General features: G+C 43.2%; 17 protein-coding genes. 5 read left to right on the forward strand and 12 right to left on the reverse strand.

Annotated elements, in window-relative coordinates; translation table 11 throughout:
- From MHH56_RS24835 to MHH56_RS24880, 10 genes are all read right to left on the reverse strand, one after another.
- Positions 1 to 888 carry a carbohydrate ABC transporter permease gene (locus MHH56_RS24835; RefSeq protein WP_339209725.1) on the reverse strand — a complete coding sequence of 296 codons (888 nt, stop codon included), beginning with the start codon at positions 886 to 888 and terminating at the stop codon, positions 1 to 3.
- A gap of 18 nt (positions 889 to 906) precedes the next feature.
- Positions 907 to 1797, reverse strand: a complete 891-nt coding sequence (locus MHH56_RS24840) for an ABC transporter permease subunit (RefSeq protein WP_076267643.1) — start codon at positions 1795 to 1797, stop codon at positions 907 to 909.
- Between the two features lie 90 nt (positions 1798 to 1887).
- A complete protein-coding gene (locus tag MHH56_RS24845) occupies positions 1888 to 3615 on the reverse strand; it encodes an extracellular solute-binding protein (protein WP_339204338.1) in 1728 nt (575 codons plus the stop codon).
- Positions 3616 to 3731: 116 nt separating this feature from the next.
- A complete protein-coding gene (locus MHH56_RS24850; RefSeq protein ID WP_339204339.1) occupies positions 3732 to 5066 on the reverse strand; it encodes a helix-turn-helix domain-containing protein in 1335 nt (444 codons plus the stop codon).
- Positions 5066 to 6808: a histidine kinase gene (locus MHH56_RS24855; RefSeq protein WP_339204340.1), complete on the reverse strand. Its 1743-nt coding sequence runs from the start codon at positions 6806 to 6808 to the stop codon at positions 5066 to 5068. Before MHH56_RS24855 ends, MHH56_RS24850 begins: the two co-directional genes overlap by 1 nt.
- 410 nt (positions 6809 to 7218) lie before the next feature.
- Entirely contained in the window at positions 7219 to 8451 is a 1233-nt protein-coding gene (locus MHH56_RS24860; RefSeq protein WP_339204341.1) for an aminopeptidase, read from the reverse strand.
- A gap of 18 nt (positions 8452 to 8469) precedes the next feature.
- Positions 8470 to 8985 carry a GNAT family N-acetyltransferase gene (locus MHH56_RS24865; RefSeq protein WP_339204342.1) on the reverse strand — a complete coding sequence of 172 codons (516 nt, stop codon included), beginning with the start codon at positions 8983 to 8985 and terminating at the stop codon, positions 8470 to 8472.
- Positions 8986 to 9122: 137 nt separating this feature from the next.
- Positions 9123 to 9512 carry a MerR family transcriptional regulator gene (locus MHH56_RS24870; RefSeq protein WP_339204343.1) on the reverse strand — a complete coding sequence of 130 codons (390 nt, stop codon included), beginning with the start codon at positions 9510 to 9512 and terminating at the stop codon, positions 9123 to 9125.
- 85 nt (positions 9513 to 9597) lie between these two features.
- On the reverse strand, positions 9598 to 10584 hold the full coding sequence (locus MHH56_RS24875; protein WP_339204344.1) for an aldo/keto reductase: 987 nt from the start codon (positions 10582 to 10584) through the stop codon (positions 9598 to 9600).
- A gap of 284 nt (positions 10585 to 10868) precedes the next feature.
- On the reverse strand, positions 10869 to 11348 hold the full coding sequence (locus MHH56_RS24880) for an Lrp/AsnC family transcriptional regulator (RefSeq protein ID WP_339209727.1): 480 nt from the start codon (positions 11346 to 11348) through the stop codon (positions 10869 to 10871).
- Positions 11349 to 11467: 119 nt separating this feature from the next.
- Between MHH56_RS24880 and MHH56_RS24885 the strand changes: the two genes are divergently transcribed.
- A complete protein-coding gene (locus MHH56_RS24885; protein WP_339204345.1) occupies positions 11468 to 12520 on the forward strand; it encodes an alkene reductase in 1053 nt (350 codons plus the stop codon).
- A 197-nt stretch (positions 12521 to 12717) separates the two neighbouring features.
- Here the strand turns inward: MHH56_RS24885 and MHH56_RS24890 are convergent, their stop codons facing one another.
- Positions 12718 to 13926, reverse strand: a complete 1209-nt coding sequence (locus MHH56_RS24890) for an MFS transporter (RefSeq protein ID WP_339204346.1) — start codon at positions 13924 to 13926, stop codon at positions 12718 to 12720.
- A gap of 35 nt (positions 13927 to 13961) precedes the next feature.
- Positions 13962 to 15131: a serine hydrolase domain-containing protein gene (locus tag MHH56_RS24895; RefSeq protein WP_339204347.1), complete on the reverse strand. Its 1170-nt coding sequence runs from the start codon at positions 15129 to 15131 to the stop codon at positions 13962 to 13964.
- Positions 15132 to 15307: 176 nt separating this feature from the next.
- Here MHH56_RS24895 and MHH56_RS24900 point away from each other — a divergent pair, with 176 nt between their 5' ends.
- The 4 genes from MHH56_RS24900 (at position 15308) to MHH56_RS24915 (ending at position 20384) form a co-directional block, all read left to right on the forward strand.
- Positions 15308 to 15766: an Lrp/AsnC family transcriptional regulator gene (locus MHH56_RS24900; RefSeq protein WP_339204348.1), complete on the forward strand. Its 459-nt coding sequence runs from the start codon at positions 15308 to 15310 to the stop codon at positions 15764 to 15766.
- A 593-nt stretch (positions 15767 to 16359) separates the two neighbouring features.
- Complete coding sequence (locus tag MHH56_RS24905; RefSeq protein WP_339204349.1) at positions 16360 to 18339, forward strand: AraC family transcriptional regulator; 1980 nt, start codon at positions 16360 to 16362, stop codon at positions 18337 to 18339.
- 6 nt (positions 18340 to 18345) lie between these two features.
- Entirely contained in the window at positions 18346 to 19383 is a 1038-nt protein-coding gene (locus tag MHH56_RS24910) for an iron ABC transporter permease (RefSeq protein WP_339204350.1), read from the forward strand.
- A complete protein-coding gene (locus tag MHH56_RS24915; RefSeq protein WP_339204351.1) occupies positions 19380 to 20384 on the forward strand; it encodes an iron ABC transporter permease in 1005 nt (334 codons plus the stop codon). The genes MHH56_RS24910 and MHH56_RS24915 overlap by 4 nt, the downstream gene beginning before the upstream one ends.
- Positions 20385 to 20389: the final 5 nt, after the last annotated feature.

Below are 20389 nucleotides of genomic sequence, written 5' to 3' on the forward strand. Positions count from 1 at the left end.
CTATTCCTTGACGCTTCCTACGGTCATGCCTTTAACAAAATACTTTTGCAAGAACGGATATACGAGCATAATGGGCAAAGCACCCATAAAAATTTGCGCATTTCGAAGTGTCTTCTCGCTTAAGTTGTCCATCACTTTAAGCTGCTCAATAGACATGGAAGACATTTGGGCATTAATCGACATAATTAATGTAGACAGATACGTTTGCAACGGATACTTTTCTGGTGAATTCAAGTAAAGAATGCCATCAAACCATGAGTTCCAATGCCCAACAATCGTGAACAAGCCAATCGTTGCGATCGATGGAAGCGATACAGGCAAATAAATTTGCCAAAGCACACGCCAGTGTCCCGCACCGTCAATTATCGCTGCCTCATCCAGTTCTCTGGGAATGGATCTGAAGAAATTCAGCATGAGCACCATATTCCATACATTCAAAGCACCCGGCAAAACGAGCGCCCAAATCGAATCAATGATGCCTGTATCTTTGACAATGATATACGTAGGAATCAAGCCGCCGCCAAAAAACATCGTTATCGCAAAGAACCATACATAAGGGGTTCTAAATTTAAACTGATGATTAGATTTCGCAAGCGGAAAAGCGGTAATAAATACAAGCAGCATATTAACAGCCGTCCCAAGCACGACCCGCTGTACGGATACCCATAATGATCGGAAGAACTCAACCTTCTCTCCCAAGTATTGATAGGCATCCAAGGAGAAGCCGACAGGCCAAAGCTTAACTTCTCCCGCCATCGCTGCCGTATTTGAGCTAAGTGAGATGGAAAGTAAATGAATAAACGGGATAATACCAAGCAGCGTGATAGCTGTTAACAACAACGTATTGAATACGACAAAAAGCTTTCTACTGATTGATGGTTTGTGTATCACTGTATTACCTCCGTTCTAGAATATTCTGTAGTTGTTAAGTTTATAAGCCGCATAGTAGGTAATGGATACTAACCCTAATGAAATGACCGATTTAAAGAGGCCGATTGCCGCTGCCGGTCCGAATTGCTGGCTGAACATCCCTAGTCGATAAACGAATGTATCAATGATATCTGCGCCTTCATAAACGGTCGGGTTATACATAATTAGAATTTGTTCGAAGCCAGCATTTAGAATTCCGCCTAAGCTTAATACGCCTAGCAAAATGAGTATCGGGGAAATGCCTGGAAGCGTAATGTGCATCACTTGCTTCCATTTGCCTGCTCCGTCAACCTCTGCTGCTTCATAAAGCGTTGCATTGATCCCTACAATGGCAGCGAGCATAACAATCATATTGTAGCCCATGCCTTTCCACACATCTGATCCAATGACAATGCCTCTGAACCAGTCATTGTCGAGCATAAACATAATCGGCTGAAATCCAATTTCGGTTAATAAGCCATTAACAGGTCCGCTCAGCGAGAACAATTCAATTACGACTCCGCCAAGCACGGTCCATGACAGAAAGAACGGAAGGAAGATGGCAGATTGAATGAAACCTGAGAACCATTTTCTTGTCACTTCATTTAGCAATAACGCAAGAATAAGAGGAACAAGCAAAAACAGGATCATTTTGAAAATCGCAATAATGATCGTATTCCAAAGCACTTGACCAAAATCCGGCAACGCAAATACGTAACGGAAATTGTCAAAGCCTACGAATTCAGATTTAAAAAAACCGGATAATGGTTCAAATTGTTGAAAAGCCATCACTAGGCCAGCCATAGGACCGTATGCATAGATCAATGTAGCAATAACACCGGGCAGTAACATCAAATGTAGTACATATTCTTTTTTCAGCGTTCTCATAGATGACCCTCCTAACCAGCTGCTAATTTTAAAGCGGGAGGAGTTGTCGACTCCTCGACTCGTCTCTCCCGCTTTTGATTGATTTAAGATTTAATTTTTCGCTTGCTCGCCGTACCATGCATTTACTTCTGCTGTAATATCATCGCCGCCTAGCGATTTCCAGCTTGCAACGAACTTATCAAATTCATCAATGGAAGCGCCCATAATGATCTTTGTAAAGGATTCCTGCATGAGCTTATCCAGCTGAGCGCCTTTCTCTACTTGTGTTTTTGTAGGAAGGCCATAGAATTCATTGTTTACAAACGCACCGCTTTCTTTAATTTTACGCGTCGTTCCCCAGCCGCCATCTTTTGCTGCACGGCTGTAATATTGACCCCAATTGACGCCTTTGGAAGCATCTTTTGTATTGCCTGCGAGGAAATCGGTTCCTGCTTTGAATACATCCGCTACATTCTTGTAGTTCTCGTCATCCAGCGTAATTTCAGTTTGTTTAGCGTCGAGTGCTTTGTTTACTTCTGTATAGATGGTTTCAATTTGAGCCGGGTTGTAGATACGTGGATTAAACCAGTTGTATACATAACCATTCTCGGCTTTGTTTTTCTCCAAATATTGTTTATTGCCCATTTCGATATAGAAGTTGATCATTTTAATTGCAGCTTCTGGATTTTTCGCTTTTTTGTTTACAGCGAAAACCTTGCCAGCGCGAATTTTCGGAACGAGTGATTTTGCTGGACCGTCCAGCCCTGGAATTTGAACAGCAATCCATTCAGCCTTCGGATCCTTGTCAATATTTAAATTAAGCGGCCAGTTCGGGTACCACCATTCTCCGTAGGAAATACCTACCTTGCCCGAAGTAAGATCTTCTACTGCTTTGTTCTCATCCTTTAGCGCAAACTCCTTATTGAGAATGCCATTTTGGTACCAAGACTGCAGCTTGCTAAGCGCCGTCTTCACCTCAGGTTGAATAAGGCCCGGTATTAGTTTATCTTCACCATTTTTGATCCAAGCCGTCTGAGCATCACCAATGGATGGGTAAGCTCCGAATCCGTTAAATAATCCTCTTACATCAAAGCCCCAGAAAAACAATGTTTTCTGCAATGAAATACCATAAGTATCATTTTGCTTGTTTTGATCTGGATCGTTTTTCACAAATGCTTCTGCAACCTTCTCCAGCTCATCGATTGTCGTAGGCGCTTGTAAGTTCAGATTATCCAGCCAATCCTTCCGAATCCAAAGCAATTGCGTGGATAGGAATGGATCTTCAAAAGCTGGAATGGCCAGCTGTTTGCCGTCTGCGTTATAAGTCTTCATTGCAAAGCCGCCATCCGATTCCATATATTTCTTAAGTGTTGGCGATGCATATTGCTCATATGCTTCTGTCAGATCAGCGAGCATATCTTGCTTTTTCAGCTTTTCGAAGTTTTTCGGGTCCAGCTCCAAAATATCAGGCAGGTCGCCCGATGCCATCGCAAGTGAGAACTTTTGTTCAAATTGGCTGGAAGGCACGGTCCATTTATATTTCACGTCAATGTTCATCATCTCTTTTAAATCTTTAAAGTAAGCATTTTGATCTGGTGTAATTCCTTTTGGCGTTCTTGAATCCTCAGGTGGATTAAATCCAAGCACTTCTGTAACCGTAACCGGTTCAGCGTATTTACCGAATGGATCTGGCGGAGTGATTTCAGTCTGGTTGTTCTCTGTTGACGGTTTTGATGTGGATGTGTTTCCTTTGTCATTTCCTTGGCTGGAGCATGCTGTAATGGCTGAAGCAGACAGCGATAACAACAAAATCATCTTCATTGTTTTATAATTTTTCATATGGAACACTTCCCCCTTTTGATAATGTTAGTAGCCCTGATCCCTGTGTTTATTATATTTCGAGAGGGAAAGCGGTTTCAATTTCACTTTTTTTACATCGCTTTTGAATTTTTTACTTATTGCGAATTTCGATACTCTTGAGGTGATAGACCCGTCATTTTTTTAAAAAAAGTCGTAAAATACGAAGCCGAGTCAAAACCCGCCTTACTCGCAATTTCATTTAACTTCAAGGAAGTATTCATCATCAGATCGATGGCAACGGTCATTTTTGTAGATTGAATGTACTCTAATAGATTATGTCCTGTGATCTGCTTGTAATAGCGAGACAAATAGGATGGATTAAAATGCACCTCGTCCGCAATAGCCGTTAGAGACACATCCTTGGACAGATTGTTATGAACATATTGATGAATTTGTTCAATAAGCAATTGTTTAAATTCTTCTTGCTTCATCTCTCCGCTCATATCGGATTCACAAGCATTCGATTTATCGTAATCAACAATAACCATTTTTTGACCAAATGCCGCTCTTTTCTGAATCATTGCACGAACAGCTTCCACCTGATGATGGAGCGTATCCCACTTTCCTAACAAATTTCCAGAAATGCCAAATGAAACCGAAGCCGAGAGAACCTCAACACATTCATTCTGTACAAGCTCAAGAATGCCTTTCATATAGGATGCGATGCCTTGCTCCTTCGTATTCTCATCTGGCCCATTCCCTCGAAAACGTCCCAATAATTCCTCATCCGCTTGAAGAATCCATAGAAGTGAGCTGCCATTGTAGATAGCTTTCTCTCTAGCTATGGAAGCCGGCAAATGATTGTCAAAAATCCGTTGCACCGATTCCAACACCTTTAAATTTTCAACCTCAAGCCGATCCACTTGTCCTACCAGGAAGAAAGCGGGGCGCTCAGCAGCAATGCCAAATTCCACTTCTGCATAAATGGACTCAGTCAATAAAGAAGGAAGCGGCTCTCCGCCAAGCATAGCTTCCATCATTTCTTTTTTGAGATAAGGCTCGGCGATTTGAATATGTCTTTGCGCCTTCTCCTGCTGCAGCTTAACGCTTTTCTCTTCTTCAAGCTTACCTATTACCTCTTTTACCGCTTGGAAAATAGGCTCAATGCCTTCTGTTTTCAAAATATAGTTTTCTACGTTTTTCTTTAACGCTTCGTATACATAATCAAATTCGCTATACCCTGTAAGAAAAATGACTCGGCATGCGGGCCAATAGTATACCATCTCATCCACCAATTGCAGGCCATTCTTCTGAGGCATACGAATATCGCTGATCAAAATATCCAGTTTCGTTTTTTTTGCTATTTCAAGCGCTTCACCAGAGGAATAGGCTTTGCATATATCCAGCTCAAAGTCTTTGTTTCCCTGAAAAAGCTGCACTAGGCCATTCACAATGACAGGCTCGTCATCTACGATTAACAATCGGTACATTATTGTGCCCCCTTATTCTCAAGATGTATGATAAGCTCCACTTTTAATCCGCCGTATTGGCTTCGGGAGACAAATAAGCCGCTGTCCGCTCCATAAATTAATTTTAGCCGATTGCTGACGTTAATTAATCCCGTTTTCTCAATCTGTTTCGTTTTGACTGCAAGCTGCTCCTGCAACTGCTCAATTTTATCATCTGTTAATAAACTGCCGTTGTCCTCTACGGTGATGCGTACGATATCATCCTGATAGCTGGCTCCAATATAGACAACTCCGTTCATCGTACCATCTTCAAAGGCATGATCAAATACATTCTCTACGATCGGCTGAATGATAAGTCTTGGAACGTAAACGGTATGCAATTGATCTGAAATCTCTGTGTATTCATACGAAATGCGGTTGGAAAAGCGAATACATTGAATTTCACAATAATCGAGCGCATGCTGAAATTCTTTGTTAAGCAGCACTTCATCAGAACCGCTCCTTGTAATGTATTGATAATAGCTTCCCAGCTTTTGGGAGAGCTCCGCCGCACTATCCGAATCGCCTACCTTACACATCATATAAATGTTAAAAAAGCTGTTGTATAAAAAATGAGGGTTAATTTGAGATTGCAGCTGCTTTAATTCCGAGTGCTGCAGCGCTATCTTTTGTTCATAGTTTTCCTTTATGGAAACCTTCAAGCGATGTGCCATCCGATTAAAGCTTTGAAATAAATAATGAAATTCATCCTTTGTCTTGGATTCGATAACTAAGTTCAGATTATCTGTTTCTATCATACGAAACGCCTTGCCTAGATTGGACAATGGGCGATGGATCATGACGTTAACGGAGAATGAATAAAGCAAAAGAATGATAATGGTAATGCTGAACAGCAGATAATACAGCGTATAAAACTGGCTTAATGATCTAGTGATTTCGTTCTGATTCACATACATAATTAATGACAGATTTAAAGAGCTTACAAAATTATGGATAACAAAATAACGGATGCCGTTTACCTTCTCCATTTTGGACATATTGTCATCTTGCTCATTAGGTAATTTAACCAGCTGTTGCTGTACAGAAATAGCTTGCTCATCTTGCGTCGTCGCAAACACACTCCCCAAACCTTCGCTCCCAAGCAAAACCTCTGACTCCTGATAAAGGGTAGTAATGGTATGCAGCTCTTCCAGCAGCTTCACTTTAGAGATTTCGATATACGACCAAATGCCATCATTATTTGCCGTCTCAATAAAGAAGATCCGATCACCATCTAGGTAAAAAGAGGGCTTAATCGCAACGCCTATAAGCTTGGAAATAAGCTCGTATTCATCATTTGGCGTATTGGTAACCCCATTCGAAATCGAGATGGTTTTCCCCTCTGAAGCAATATAAACGCCTGCATTAAGTACGTACTCGCTCGAATTCATAAGAAAGCTCAATCGATCCTTCACTTGCTCAATGAGTCTAACTTCATCATATTTCCCAAGGCTTCCTCCCCTGAAGCTAAGCTTTTGCAAATCTTCACCGTTAATAAAGCCTAATTGCTGATTGCGAATAAAATACATTTCCTTGTCCAGCTGCTTCGCATAAAAGGATGCTCCCGCTTCGGCGGAATCCAACATTGTATTTTTCGAAAACGACATGCCCTTGTAATTGACCCAAATATTCATCGAAATGAGGGGAACAAGAAATACGATAAATACGATGACAATTTTCTGATAGACGAACCACTTCGCTTTGCCAGCAGCCTGCAATTTCATAGGATATCCCCTTCTTCACCATCTAGGAAAACTTCTCGATGCTAATTAATATAACCAGAATAAAAGAGACTTGGATCAGATTGTGCAACTTATTAACGGAGGGCTTTTGCCGTTAACATTCATAAAGGAATCATACCAAGATTTTATTTAGACGCAATAGATAATTCAACCATGCCAGTCGCCTTTTGAATATAAATCCTAGAGTTCACGCCGATTTTTGGCGTACAACAAATAAAAACCCGACCTTTTATGGTCGAGTTTTTCCATGGTAGAGGCAAGGGCTGCTGCTTCCTCTTATTCCAAATTAACACTGTAATTAACAAAAAAAGGTTAGCACATCAATTGATATGCTAACCTTCCTCTATAGTACTTCAAGAGCGCACGAACCAGTCACTTCCCGCACTTTACATCTAGTAAGCCCAATTCCCTTGATGAAAGACAGGCTCGATTGTGCCGTCAGGCAGTTCTCCATCAATATCGAGATCCGCGCAACCAATCATGAAGTCAACATGTGTAAGACTTACGTTAGCGCCTCGCTCCAGCAGTTCATCTTTGGAGAGCTTCGTTCCACCTTCGAGGTTGACAGGATAAGCACTTCCCAGTGCAAAATGACAGGAAGCATTCTCGTCAATGCCTGTATTATAAAATACTCTATTCAAGTTTGAGATTGGGGAATCATGTGGCACTAATGCCATCTCTCCGAGATAGGATGCACCTTCATCCGTTTCGAGCAATGAAGTTAAATGTTCAAGTCCCGATTCGGCATCATAAGCAACCACTTTGCCTTCCTTGAACGTAAGCGTGATTCCTTCAACTAACCTGCCGTTCAAATTGAGAGGCAATGTGCTTTTTACCGTGCCGTTCACACCGGTACGATGAGGCATGGTGTACACTTCTTCAGTTGGCATATTCGCAACAAAATAAACACCTTTCTCATTTTCCCCGCCGCCGCCACGCCAAATATGTCCTTCAGGCATCTGTACTCGCAGATCCGTTCCCGGCGCGCGATAATGCAGACTCTTATAGCGTTTCGCATTAAGAAGATCCTGGCTTGTTTTCAAATGATTAATATGCTCACGCCAAGCGGCAATAGGATCATCTGTATTTACTCGTACCATGTGGAAAATAGCTTCCCACATCGCATCCACGCGCTGCTCCTCCGGAAGATCGGCATACACTTTATCCGCCCATGCACGAGTTGGCGCCTTGATCAGCGACCAGCTAATTTTGCTATTCCGCGTATACTTTGAATATTCTTCTCGCGCGACAGCCGCGGACTTGACCGCAGCCGATACTTTTGCAGAATCGATGCCGCGAAACAGCTCTGGATTAGGCACTTTAATATGCAGTATAGCTCCGCCCTCTTCAGCAAAATGCACCATGCTGTCGGCAAGCCACTGTGGATAATAATCAAAGGAATCATCTGATGCCTTCTCATACCGAACCCGAGTAATCGCATCGTCATCCCACTCTACAATGACATATTTGGCTCCTGCCTCATAAGCTTTTGCTACAATTAATCGCGTTAGTTCAGCCGTTTCAATCGGGGCATGTACGATAAGCACTTGCCCCACTTGAACGTTCACACCAACCTTAACGACTAATTCAGCATATTTGTTCAACATGAACTCAAACTTCTCCATTCATCAGTCCCCCCCTTGTCACTCGACTTCTTCCAATCCAATTTCTTTTTCCATTATAAAATCATCCATCACAAAACCATTTCCTATATCAGCCACCTGAGTACGAACTGATTTAAACCCTTTTTTCTCATACACAGCAATCGTTGTATCATTGTAACGATTTACCGTGAGCCATATCATACCTAACCCTCGATCTTTGCATATCTCTTCCAAGAACGCCATAGCCTGACTTGCATAACCTTTTCCACGATGCTCTTTGCGTATATAAAACTTGCTTAAAAACAACTTGTCTTCTTCTTGTTTTATCCCTAAGTAGCCGATATTATGGCCATGTATATTCATGAAAAAATATTCATAACCTTGATTTTCAATTTGATTCGTAATCGCATGATCGGATTGGAATTTATCCACCATATAATCAATTTGTTCTTTTGTTATAATGCTTACAAAATATTCATTCCAAATTTCCGATGCCAATTGCGCTAAAGCCGAGACTTCTTCCACTGTCTCTACTTTTGGAAAAACGAGCTCCATAAAGTTTACAAACCACCTTTTCAAATGCATGTCATAATTAATAAATTATCACATTCATCTGAATTTTTCTATTAACCGAATATTTATGTGAAGCCCTACATGAATCAATGTCAATAAATCGAGGGGGGTTCGATGGACTATTGCGTCTTAGATCTACTTAGCATTTTTTCTTTTTTTAATATTGTCTGTTCATATCTTGCAATTTTATCATCCATACGTTCTAATCCTTTTTTCATCTCTTCCATTTTTTTGGCTAGCAGTTTATGCTGCTCGATTAAAAGCTCTTTCCTAGCCCCGATGGTTTCATCACCCTGTTGATACAACGCAACATATTCAATCAAAATCTCAATAGGAAGACCTACACCACGCATGCATTTGATATATTCAACCCATCTGCAGTCTTCCTCCGTATAATCCCTGATTCCGCTTTTATTGCGGTTCACCCGTGGAATAAGCCCGACCCGTTCATAATAGCGGAGCGTGTCCGGTGATAAATCAAATTTCGCACTTGCTTCAGCTATCAACATGCAGATTTCACTCCCTAATTTAAGATCAAGAACGCCCGAAAAAAATCGATCGGGCGTTCTTGTTGTTCCTTATATTAAACACTCATTACATCGTAATAGGCCCAACGACTGGATGTGGAACATACGGCTCTTCCAGCGACGCAATTTCTTCTGGCGTTAGCTTAATGGAAACTGCAGCTGCTGCATCTTCGAGATGCGACATTTTTGTAGCGCCAATAATTGGTGCGGTTACTGGTTCTTTATGTAGTACCCAGGCTAACGCGATCTGAGCACGTGGAACGCCATGTTTTTCGGCAATGGCTGCAACCCGCTCTACAATTAATCGGTCAGTATTTGCAGTCGCATCGTATTTAGATTTTTGAACTTGGTCGGTTTCGAAACGATGCGTTGTTTCTGACCAATCACGTGTCAATCTTCCTGATGCGAGCGGGCTGTAAGGAATGACGCCAATTTTTTCTTCCTTACAAAGCGGCAGCATTTCTCTCTCTTCTTCACGGTAGATGAGGTTTAAATGATTTTGCATCGATACAAACCGAGTCCATCCATTTTTTTCAGCTACATGCAAAGCCTTTAGGAACTGCCATGCGTACATGGCTGAAGCGCCAATGTATCTTGCCTTTCCAGCCTTCACAACATCATGTAATGCTTCCATCGTTTCTTCAATGGGTGTATGGTAATCCCAGCGATGAATTTGATAAAGGTCTACATAATCTGTTCCGAGACGCTTAAGGCTCTTATCTATTTCACTCATGATTGCCTTTCGAGAAAGACCAGCACCGTTTGGGCCTTGATGCATCCGAAAATGAACCTTTGTCGCCAGAACAATTTCATCTCGATTGGCATAATCCTTTAAAGCTTGACCCACAATTTCTTCGCTTGTTCCGTCTGAATATACATTCGCAGTATCAAAAAAGTTGATGCCTAAATCCAGTGCTTTTTTTATGATTGGACGGCTGCTCGCTTCATCAAGTACCCAAGGATGCACCCACCGCTCCGCTACACCAAAGCTCATACAGCCAAGGCAAAGCCGAGATACATCCAAGCCTGTATTACCGAGTTTCACATATTCCATTTAATCGCTCCTCACTTTCAAATAGATATTGTTTCCTTCAGCTGTAGTGTACTCCTTGGAGTTAACTCCAAGTCAAGCGATTGTGCACAATAATGCCCATATGACAGGCTACATCAGTAGATACTGCAGTTTCGGGAGCCTATAAAGCTTATATTCACTGTGTTTGGCAACCGAAATGAATAATAAAATCGTATCTGATGTTTAGTAGAATCGCAAATTTATATTGGTCAAGCTAAAGCTAGTGTCGTGAATTGTATTAAATAAGCGAATATATGGGTTTCTATCTATTTATCCTGAATATTAGGTACGACCTTACTATGCTCAATAGGTGAGGAGAGGACGATTAAAGTTGTCGAGTCTCCAAATTTTCCCATTTCATTAATAACATTTTCCATGGAATGCAATGATTCGCTAATCACCTTAACCAAAAAATTGTACTGACCACTTATACGATGCATCTCAAGTACATCAAGCGAATTTTTGCAATGATCAACAAAACTTTCGCAGCTCTTCGTATGAAATAATAAGTAGGCAACAATCGATTTGTTCAATTTTTCAAGAGAAACAACAGCACGGTAATGATCAATAATGCCTTTTTCCTCCAACCTCCGCACTCTTTCTGTTACTGCTGGCTGCGACAATGCAACGGCTTTTCCTAACTCCGTCATTGAAATTCTTGCCTGATCTTGAAGAATCATAATAATGTTTTTATCCAGTTCATCGACCAAACTAGTCACTCCTTTAATTTCAATGTCAAATAACATTAATAAAACAATTTTAAAGGAAATCATGATACAACACCTTGAATTTATTATGTAAAATAGAACGATTCCATTATAACATTAATGCATAATCAACTGTTAAGCACTGAGGAGGCATAAAGATGGAATCTAATAAATTGCTTGAACAAGTTACGATTGAAAATTGGACGCTTCAATCACGTATAGTCATGGCGCCTATGACTCGTTCCTTTGCCGACAATAAGTCAGGTGTGGTTGGTCCAGATGTCGTAGAATATTACCGTAAACGGGCTGCTGATGGTATTGGTCTGATCATTACGGAGGGGATAAATCCAAGCCCAAGAGCCAAAGGAACATATGGTATATCAGGGCTATACACCAACGAGCAGATCCAAGCATGGAAAAAGGTGACTGATGCTGTTCATTTGGAAGGTGGAACGATCGTGGCGCAGCTTTGGCATGTTGGCAGGCTGACCCATCATGAATTAACGGGAGGCCTTCCTCCTCAAGCGCCATCTAGCATTGCAGCAAATGGACTCGTGCATCGGTTACGCAAACCTTATGAGATGCCTGAGGCGATGTCTCAGGACGAAATTTCCGAAGTGATTGAACAGCATGCTGCTGCTGCGAGAAATGCGATAATTGCCGGTTTTGACGGGGTTGAAATCCATGCAGCCCATGGGTATTTAATCGATCAGTTTAATTCAGAGGTTACAAACACTCGGACGGACACCTATGGCGGGGACTTATCACAGCGTTTAACATTCATGAAAGAGCTGCTAACTTCTGTAGTGACAGAAATAGGGGCGCTAAGGACTATCGTTCGTTTTTCAGAAATAAAAGATGATATTCCGAATTATAGTTGGGATAATCCCGAACAAACAATGGCTGCTTATATACAAATTTTCAAGGCATTAGGCCTTAAGATTCTTCACCCCTCAACCAACCAGTTTACTAAGATATTCACCAAAGGAATGACATTTCATCAAGCTGTGCGCGAACATTGGAATGGTACAATAATCGGAGTAGGAAATTTAGATTATGAATCTGCTGCATCTGCTATAAAAGCCGGAACCATTGATCTAGCGGCTTTCGGGCGCCCACTCCTTGCCAATCCTGATTTTGTTCAACGTCTGAAGGCCGGAACCAACTTAACACCGTATGATGCTGCACTTCATCTAAAATATCTGCTTTAATACGTTACTAAGAAATCACAATAGATTAAAAAAAACAGACTAGAATATGCGTTTGCGATAAACAGCAATCCCCCCTTCCTTAATCACCATAAAAAAACAGAAGCCGCCAGCTCATGTCTGACGGCTTTCTTCTCTGAAGCTAGTAACAACTTAAACTCACATAAATCATTCAGCTGATTAAACTCATAATAAGCACCTCAATGCCCCTTTGAAGGGAATCCGTATTCTTTAGCACGCCACGCGACTAGCAGTGCAAGAACGATAAGAATAAGCAATGACAGCGGGAAAGAACCAACACCTATAGTTTCTATAAGAATAGCGCCCAACACGCCACCAACGCCGATGGCTAGGTTCCATGCCGTCACCAGCATCGACTGGGCCACATCTGCGCTCTCGCCAGCAGCTTCAGCCATGGCTGTCTGCAGCAATGTCGCCGCGCCTCCGAACGTCAGCCCCCATACTGCAACCACTAGGTAGATCACGATCGGTTGGTTATTACTAAAGGTTAATGCGATGGATGCGATGGCGAAAGCAAGCAGGCTGTTCAAAACGAGTGGACGCAGTTTCCGGTCGATCAAGACACCGATGATCCAAATTCCAACAAGCGCTGTTATGCCGAAAATAAGCAGTACCAAGTCTACACGCTGAGAGAGTCCAGCATGAGCAAGATACGGTGCAATATAGGTATACAAGATGTTATGTGCCAGCACCCAAGCAAGAACAACAAACAGTACCGGACGTACTCCTGGCTTACCAAATACCTTATATAACGAGAGTCTTTTACCTGGCGATTCTCCTGGATAGTCCGGTAATTTCCAAACCACCCATACGACTAATATCAGAGCCATAAGTGACATAATCCCGAAGACAAAGCGCCAGCCAACGAGCGAACCAAGCCATGTTCCTGCGGGGACACCAAGCGCCAGTGCTAGAGGTGTACCCACCATGGCCACTGCCATAGCTCTTCCCTTGAGTGATTCCGACACCATGCGGCGGGCATAACCTGCTATCATGCCCCATAAGACACCCGCAGAAACGCCCGCGAAGAACCGAGCGATCAGCGTCAGTGTATAGTTGGAAGAAAAAGTGGTAACTGTGTTAAAGACGAGAAAGCCAAGAATGCACATGAGCAGCAATGGTCTTCTCCGCCAGCCGCGCGTCATGGTCGTTAGGGGAATCGCAGCCAGCAGTGAACCAAGGGCGTACAAGGTGACAAGTTGACCAGCAAAAGCCTCCGATACTCCAAGTCCATGACCTATTTGCAGCAATAAGCCAGCTGGAATCGTTTCAGTTAGGATACAAATAAACCCCGTCATCGCAAGAGCGAGTAATCCAGCCCACGGGAGACGTTCTGAAGGAACTGCGCTGGAAGCACTCTGTGTAACAGAAGCTGGGTTTGAATTCATTATGAAAGTACCTCTCTTTTATTTATGTTTGATCTCTATTTATTAAGCCCGTCATAAACAGCATCGCAAAGGTCAACGGTAAACTGACCTGACATGCCTTCGAGTGCAGTATTGGTGAACGCCACCACACTTAGACGCTGATTAGGATCAACGAACCACGAATGACCATAGGTGCCACCCATGCGCCATGTACCAGGTGATTCAGGAGTGTTTGCTGACACTGGATCCTTAAGCACCGTAATGCCTAGGCCAAAGCCCCTCCCCGGCCAGAAAGCCATTGGCAGATCACCAATCTGGTTTGTAGACATCTCATGAACAAGAGACTGTGGCAGCAGAGGAGCTCCGCCATTCCGTAATGTTTCCAGCAGCACCAAAAAATCGTCTGCGCTTCCAATCATGCCAGCACCCCCAGAAGGATAAGCCGTATCATCAAGTGCCCGGCGCGGGGAAAGACGGAAGCCCGCTGTTCCTTCTAAGAAGGGAATGCTATCGTGCTCAAGCAAAGGCCGTGGTTCTGGAACTTCATTGGTATAAGCAGTAGTAAGACGTTCTGGGTCGATTGCAATAAAGCTAGTATCGCTCATACCAATTGGCTTTGTCACAAGTGAATGCACTGCTTCGCTTAATGGTGTTCCTGTAACCTTCTCAATTACTGCGCCCAGCACATCTGTTGCGATCGAATATTTCCACTCGGTGCCTGGCGTATAAAGGAGCGGTACAGAAGCTAAACGAATCAGGTTCTCTTCCAAACTGATGCCAGGCTGATCCATACCATCCGATACGCCAGCTTGATGATAAGAGCCATTTTCTTCTTGAAAGAACCGATAGGTCAGCCCAGCAGTGTGCGTCATCAAATGACGAACCGTTAATAGGGCAAACTCACCATTTTGGAGACGTGGCTGAAAGTTTGGCAGCCAATGATCAACACGGTCATCCAGCTTGAGAAGGCCTTGCCCAACTAGTGCTAAAGCAGCCGTTGTAACGATAGGTTTAGTAACAGAAGCTAGCCGGAATAAGGCATCTTCACGCATGAGCCGGTTCATTTCACGATCGGCATAACCCGCAGCGCGGCTATAAACCACTTTCCCGTCTATCGCCACTTTAATGACAGCACCGACCAACCGCTTATCAGCAAGCGTTTGATCGATGACCTCATCGATCCGACCTGCTAATCGTTCTGAACTAAATTTGTTTGTATGCAACATACTTAGATGTTCATCCTTTCGAAATAGTTAAAGCCTATTACACTTTACTATTGTAAGTATATTATATAAAATAAGTTATCAAGCATACATAAGGGAACAAAGTTAGATTCGCCTTTTCACGGTTAAAGCCAAGCTAGTTTATAACGGATACCTTAAATTTAAAGGAGTCGATTTGTATGGACCATGTAGATAAGCAAATACTTTATCATCTCCAAAGCCAAGCGAGAATTTCTATGACTGAACTTGGAAAAAGTGTCGGTTTATCGCAGCCCGCAGTAACAGAAAGAGTAAAGCGCATGGAGGAAAAAGGGATTATCAGTGAGTATCGCACCGTTATTTCTCCTGATAAAATTGGCAAACATGCATCAGCCTACATGTTGTTTCATTCAAGAGATTGTCATGCATTCCTTGAGTTCTGCCGCTCTGCTCCTGAAGTCGTGGAATGTTACCGCATCAGCGGAGAACACAATTACTTGTTGAAAGTAATAACCGACTCCACACAAGCTCTTGAAGAGTTCGGAAATCAATGTGACAAATACGGAACCTATACAATCCTAATTGTCATGTCATCGCCTATCGATCATAAATTTCTTATCCCCGCGCTTATAGATGCCAACTCCAATATGCTGAGTTAATCCGTCCCTTTCGAAATAGAAGATATGTCCTTAACTTTGATAGCAGCAAAAAAAATGCGTCCCTAAAATTCCATTGAATAAACCTGAGGTTTGTTTCAATGTCCATTTTTAGGGATGCATTTTAGTCTGATCCAATTTTCTCTTATGTTGTGATCAAGGTGAGAGGCTTCCTCTCCTAAGCATGCTCTGCACTTTTCGTTGTGCATTGTGTTTTTCTATGTGCCAGGTACCTCGCTTACGAACCTAGCAGCTCTTATTTCGCCAATTTATTATGGATGAGAAGTTTAACGAATTCCAGAATCGTTATTTGTTGAAAAACAACTCAAAACACCCCAAACAGCATGCAATAACGTTAATACGGTTCGCTAAAACGTAGGAATAGTCGTTTTCTTCATAATAAGCGTCATACCGTTCGTTAGAGACGCAAGCAGACATGTATCGTTTAAATGCTAATTCGACAGCAAATCAGCATATTTAAATTGTAAGTGATAATGGTTATCAATTATAATGGTGAGATCGTATAGCTCTAACGTACTTCTCCCCGTTTATACGAATCCAATCTTACAGGGAGAAGGATTGGAGATGAAAGCATTATGAAACTGGAAGAACATATTTTGTTATGGAATCATGCAGCTGTAAAAATATTGGACATACGTCACGTTATTATGGAACCAGGCGAGCTGCTTGAGTCTTATCTGCTGCCGGCAAGCAGCTTTATTTATGGTGTTCGAGGCTCAGCAACTTTGCAGCTCGATGGCAATAAGCATGAAGCAAGGCGCTTTCATATGCTGCATGGCGGTAAAGGGATGCGCCTAGATATAGAGGCAAAGGAAGAATTTGAATATTATCAACTGTTCTACAAAACCGGGTATGCATTCACGGTCCGGAAAGAGCTTACACAATTAATGGAGCGTTATCATCCGTTTTCACTGCAATATGCCTTTCGGCCAGAGGAGCCGCTCGCTCTGCTCCGCTGCCTTACCCTTATGAGAAATATATGGCAAGGTGCGCATAGTTTGGATCAGCTTCATATAAAGGGACTCTTTTATCAGTTTCTGCATGAGCTTCTTCGTCAAATGGATACTCAAGGGATTGATGCGCGCAAACCGGATCTTGTATCACAAGCCATCAGGTACATAGATGAGCATTATCAAAAAAGCCTCACACTGGAATCAATTGCTGACACGCTGAATTACAGCCCACGTCATCTATCCATGCGGTTTAAGGAAGAAAAAGGGGTCAGTCCGATCCATTATTTAATTCAGGTTCGGGTAGCTCACGCCATCGAATTACTGCTTGGTACAGATGCTGATATGCAGGAAATCGCACGGGAAATCGGCTATTCGGATGTCTACTATTTCAGTCGCATTTTCAAAAAATATACTGGATTGTCACCGCTCCGCTTTCGGACATCAGAGCGGCAGCGACGAAAAATAGATGATTATCCATTTAATTTAACCAGATTATCCATTGGATCAGGCGGGATGAGGCGTTATATTGGTAACGATGATGATAATCATTATCAATATAAACGTGGAGGGTCTATACAAATGAAAAGACACACAAAACCTGGATTAGCTGTGAGCATATTGCTCAGTTTAACGCTTCTGCTAGGAGCTTGCTCAGCAGGCGGAACGAATACTGGCAATTCATCTTCGACTACTACAAATACCGCAGCTGCATCCAATGCCGCTCAAAATACGAATGGTACCGCTGGCGATAACAATCAAGCGAGTAAATCAACACGTATCGTACCTACTATAATGGGTGAAATTGAAGTGCCTGCAAATCCTAAACGCGTCGTCGTGCTTTATTTACTAGGTGACGTCGTTGCTATGGGAATTAAGCCAGTTGGTGTGTCCGATGTATTTGAAGGGGCTGCTTTTGAAAAGGATCTTGCAGGTGTGAAAATGCTGGGCAGTTGGTTTGAGCCGAACCCAGAAGCCATTATGGCGCTTGAGCCAGATCTCATTATTGTCCCTTCTGAGGATACGTATAAGAAATTAAGCCAAATTGCACCAACCATTCTTGTTCCAAATGAAAAAATGACAACGGATGAAAGACTTGCTTTGCTGGGCAAAACCTTCGGTAAGGAGCAGGAAACGCAAACCCTCCTTGACAACTTTAATACGAAGGTAAAAGAAAGCAAAGAGAAGCTCGCAGCAGCTGGCGTGCTGGACAAAACGGTAACGATTATTGAGGGCGGAAAAAAAGAAATGTCGGTCGTAACAGGCAAGCAATTTGGACGCGGCTCTCAAATTATTTATGAATATTTAGGCATGAAAGCACCAGAGATCATTCAGAAAAAAATTGATGGATCAACGAATGAAGAAGGTGATACCGTTTCTATGGAAGTCCTTCCAGAGTATATTGGCGATTATGTTGTCCGTTCTTCCTATGAAGGAATGGATGATTTGACTGTCAATCCAATTTGGAATAGCATTCCAGCTGTCAAAGAAGGCAGAATGATCGAGCTGAGCTTTAACCTCTCATATTACAGTGATATCTATTCCCTTGATGAACAGCTTGACTTTATCGTCGAACAGTTGCTGGCCACAGCAACAAAAAACTAAACCGGCATGGTCTACGTAAAAGAGCAGCTGGCTTCAAAAAGCCAGCCTACAAACACTTATTTTGCTACCATTATTTTCGTTGGATGCCTGTTAGTGCTGTTGGCTGCTGCAGCGTCCATTTCCTTCGGAGCTGCTCGAATGAACCTATCAACGGCATGGAGCGCTGTCTTTTCTTTTGATCAGAAGCTGACTGAACACCAAATTATTCGTTTCCTGCGGTTTCCCCGAACCATTGCAGATATCATCGTTGGTTCCAGCCTTGCGGTCTTAGGAGCGATTATGCAAGGAAGCACACGCAATCCGCTGGCTGATTCGGGGTTGATGGGAATAAACGCAGGAGCCGCCTTAGCTATGGCAATTGCATTAGCATTTATGCCAGGGAGCCAGTACAGCGTGCTGCTATTGGTATGCTTTATCGGAGCCGGCCTTGGCGCAGGGTTAACGTATTTAACCGCTTCTCTGAGCCGCAAGGGCATGTCACCGCAGCGGCTAGTGCTTGCGGGCATGTCAATCACGCTGCTTTTTGGAGCAATTGGTACATTTATCTCTATTAATTTTAATATCGGCCAAGCTCTTTCCTACTGGACGTCAGGAAGCGTTGCTGGGGCTACTTGGGCGGAGCTCGCACTGACAGCACCTTGGTTTGTGATAGGGTTAGCCCTATCGATGGGACTCGCCCGCTCAATTACCATCCTGAACCTAGGCGAGGAAATTGCACGGGGCGTGGGTCAACGAACCATAGTCGTCAAGCTCCTCTCTTCCCTTGCTGTTCTTCTATTGGCTGGTGTATCTGTTGTGCTCGTAGGCCCGGTCGGATTCGTAGGACTCATTGTTCCGCATATGATGCGGTTCATGGTTGGAGTCGATTATCGGTATATCATTCCTGCCTCGGCTGTATATGGCGGACTGTTTATGCTAATCGCCGATCTAATCGGCCGTTTGGTCAACCGTCCCAACGAAATGGCGCTTGGCATTATTTTCGCCATTGTCGGCGTTCCTTTCTTCTTGTTGATTTCTCGCAGGGAAAGGAGAGCGTTTGAATGAGGCAGCAACTATTACACGAAAGAAGAAATCTGCTTCTAGCAGGGCTGCTGGTGATGCTAATTGCTGGTATTCTTATCAGCATGAATACAGGGAAGATGGCGCTTCACCCCGGAGAGGTGTTGAACACTTTATTTGGACAAGGCACGGAGAGACAAAATCTTGTCGTGTTCAAGTTTCGGCTGCCGCGCATCGTATTGGCTGCGCTTGTAGGCATGGGAATGGCGATCTCTGGAGCTGTTCTCCAAGGACTTCTGCGCAACGATCTCGCTGATCCAGGGATGCTCGGCATCAACGCCGGTTCAGGGCTCATGGTTCTACTGTTCATTACGCTATTCGGCCTTTCTGGATTGTCATCTGCCTTCCTGCTTCCCGTCATGGCGTTTGTTGGAGGACTGCTGGCTGCACTTTTGATTTATATTCTTGCCTATAGGTCACGAAGCGCTCCTTCTTCCACTCGTCTCGTACTGACAGGAGCAGCAATAAATGTCGGCCTCAGCGCCTTAACCCTGTTTCTGACTCTCAAGCTCGATAATGAGCAGTATGTCTTCGCTCAGAAATGGCAGGCTGGTTATTTATGGGGGACGGAATGGCAATATATTGCGCTTCTTGCCCCATGGGTGCTGATACTTGTGTCGTATATCTGGTACAAATCATTAGTGCTCAATACATTGAATCTTGGTACTGAGATTGCTACTGGCGTAGGCGCTCACGTTAAAAAAGAATTTCTAGGGCTCGTCCTAGCCGCGGTCGCCATTGCATCGGGATGCGTCGCACTCGGAGGCTCAATCGTCTTCCTCGGGTTGATCAGTCCTCATATTGCACGCAAACTTGTTGGTCCAGACCATAAGCTATTGCTTCCTGCTTCAGCGCTCATTGGCGGCATTATTATGGTTGCGGCCGATACGATTGCCCGCACCGTTAGTTTTGGAGCTGATATTCCAGCAGGTATTATCGTTACGATCCTAAGCGTCCCCTATTTCCTATATTTATTGATGCGATAAACATG

The organism is Paenibacillus sp. FSL K6-3182 (genome assembly GCF_037976325.1).
Classification (GTDB): domain Bacteria; phylum Bacillota; class Bacilli; order Paenibacillales; family Paenibacillaceae; genus Pristimantibacillus.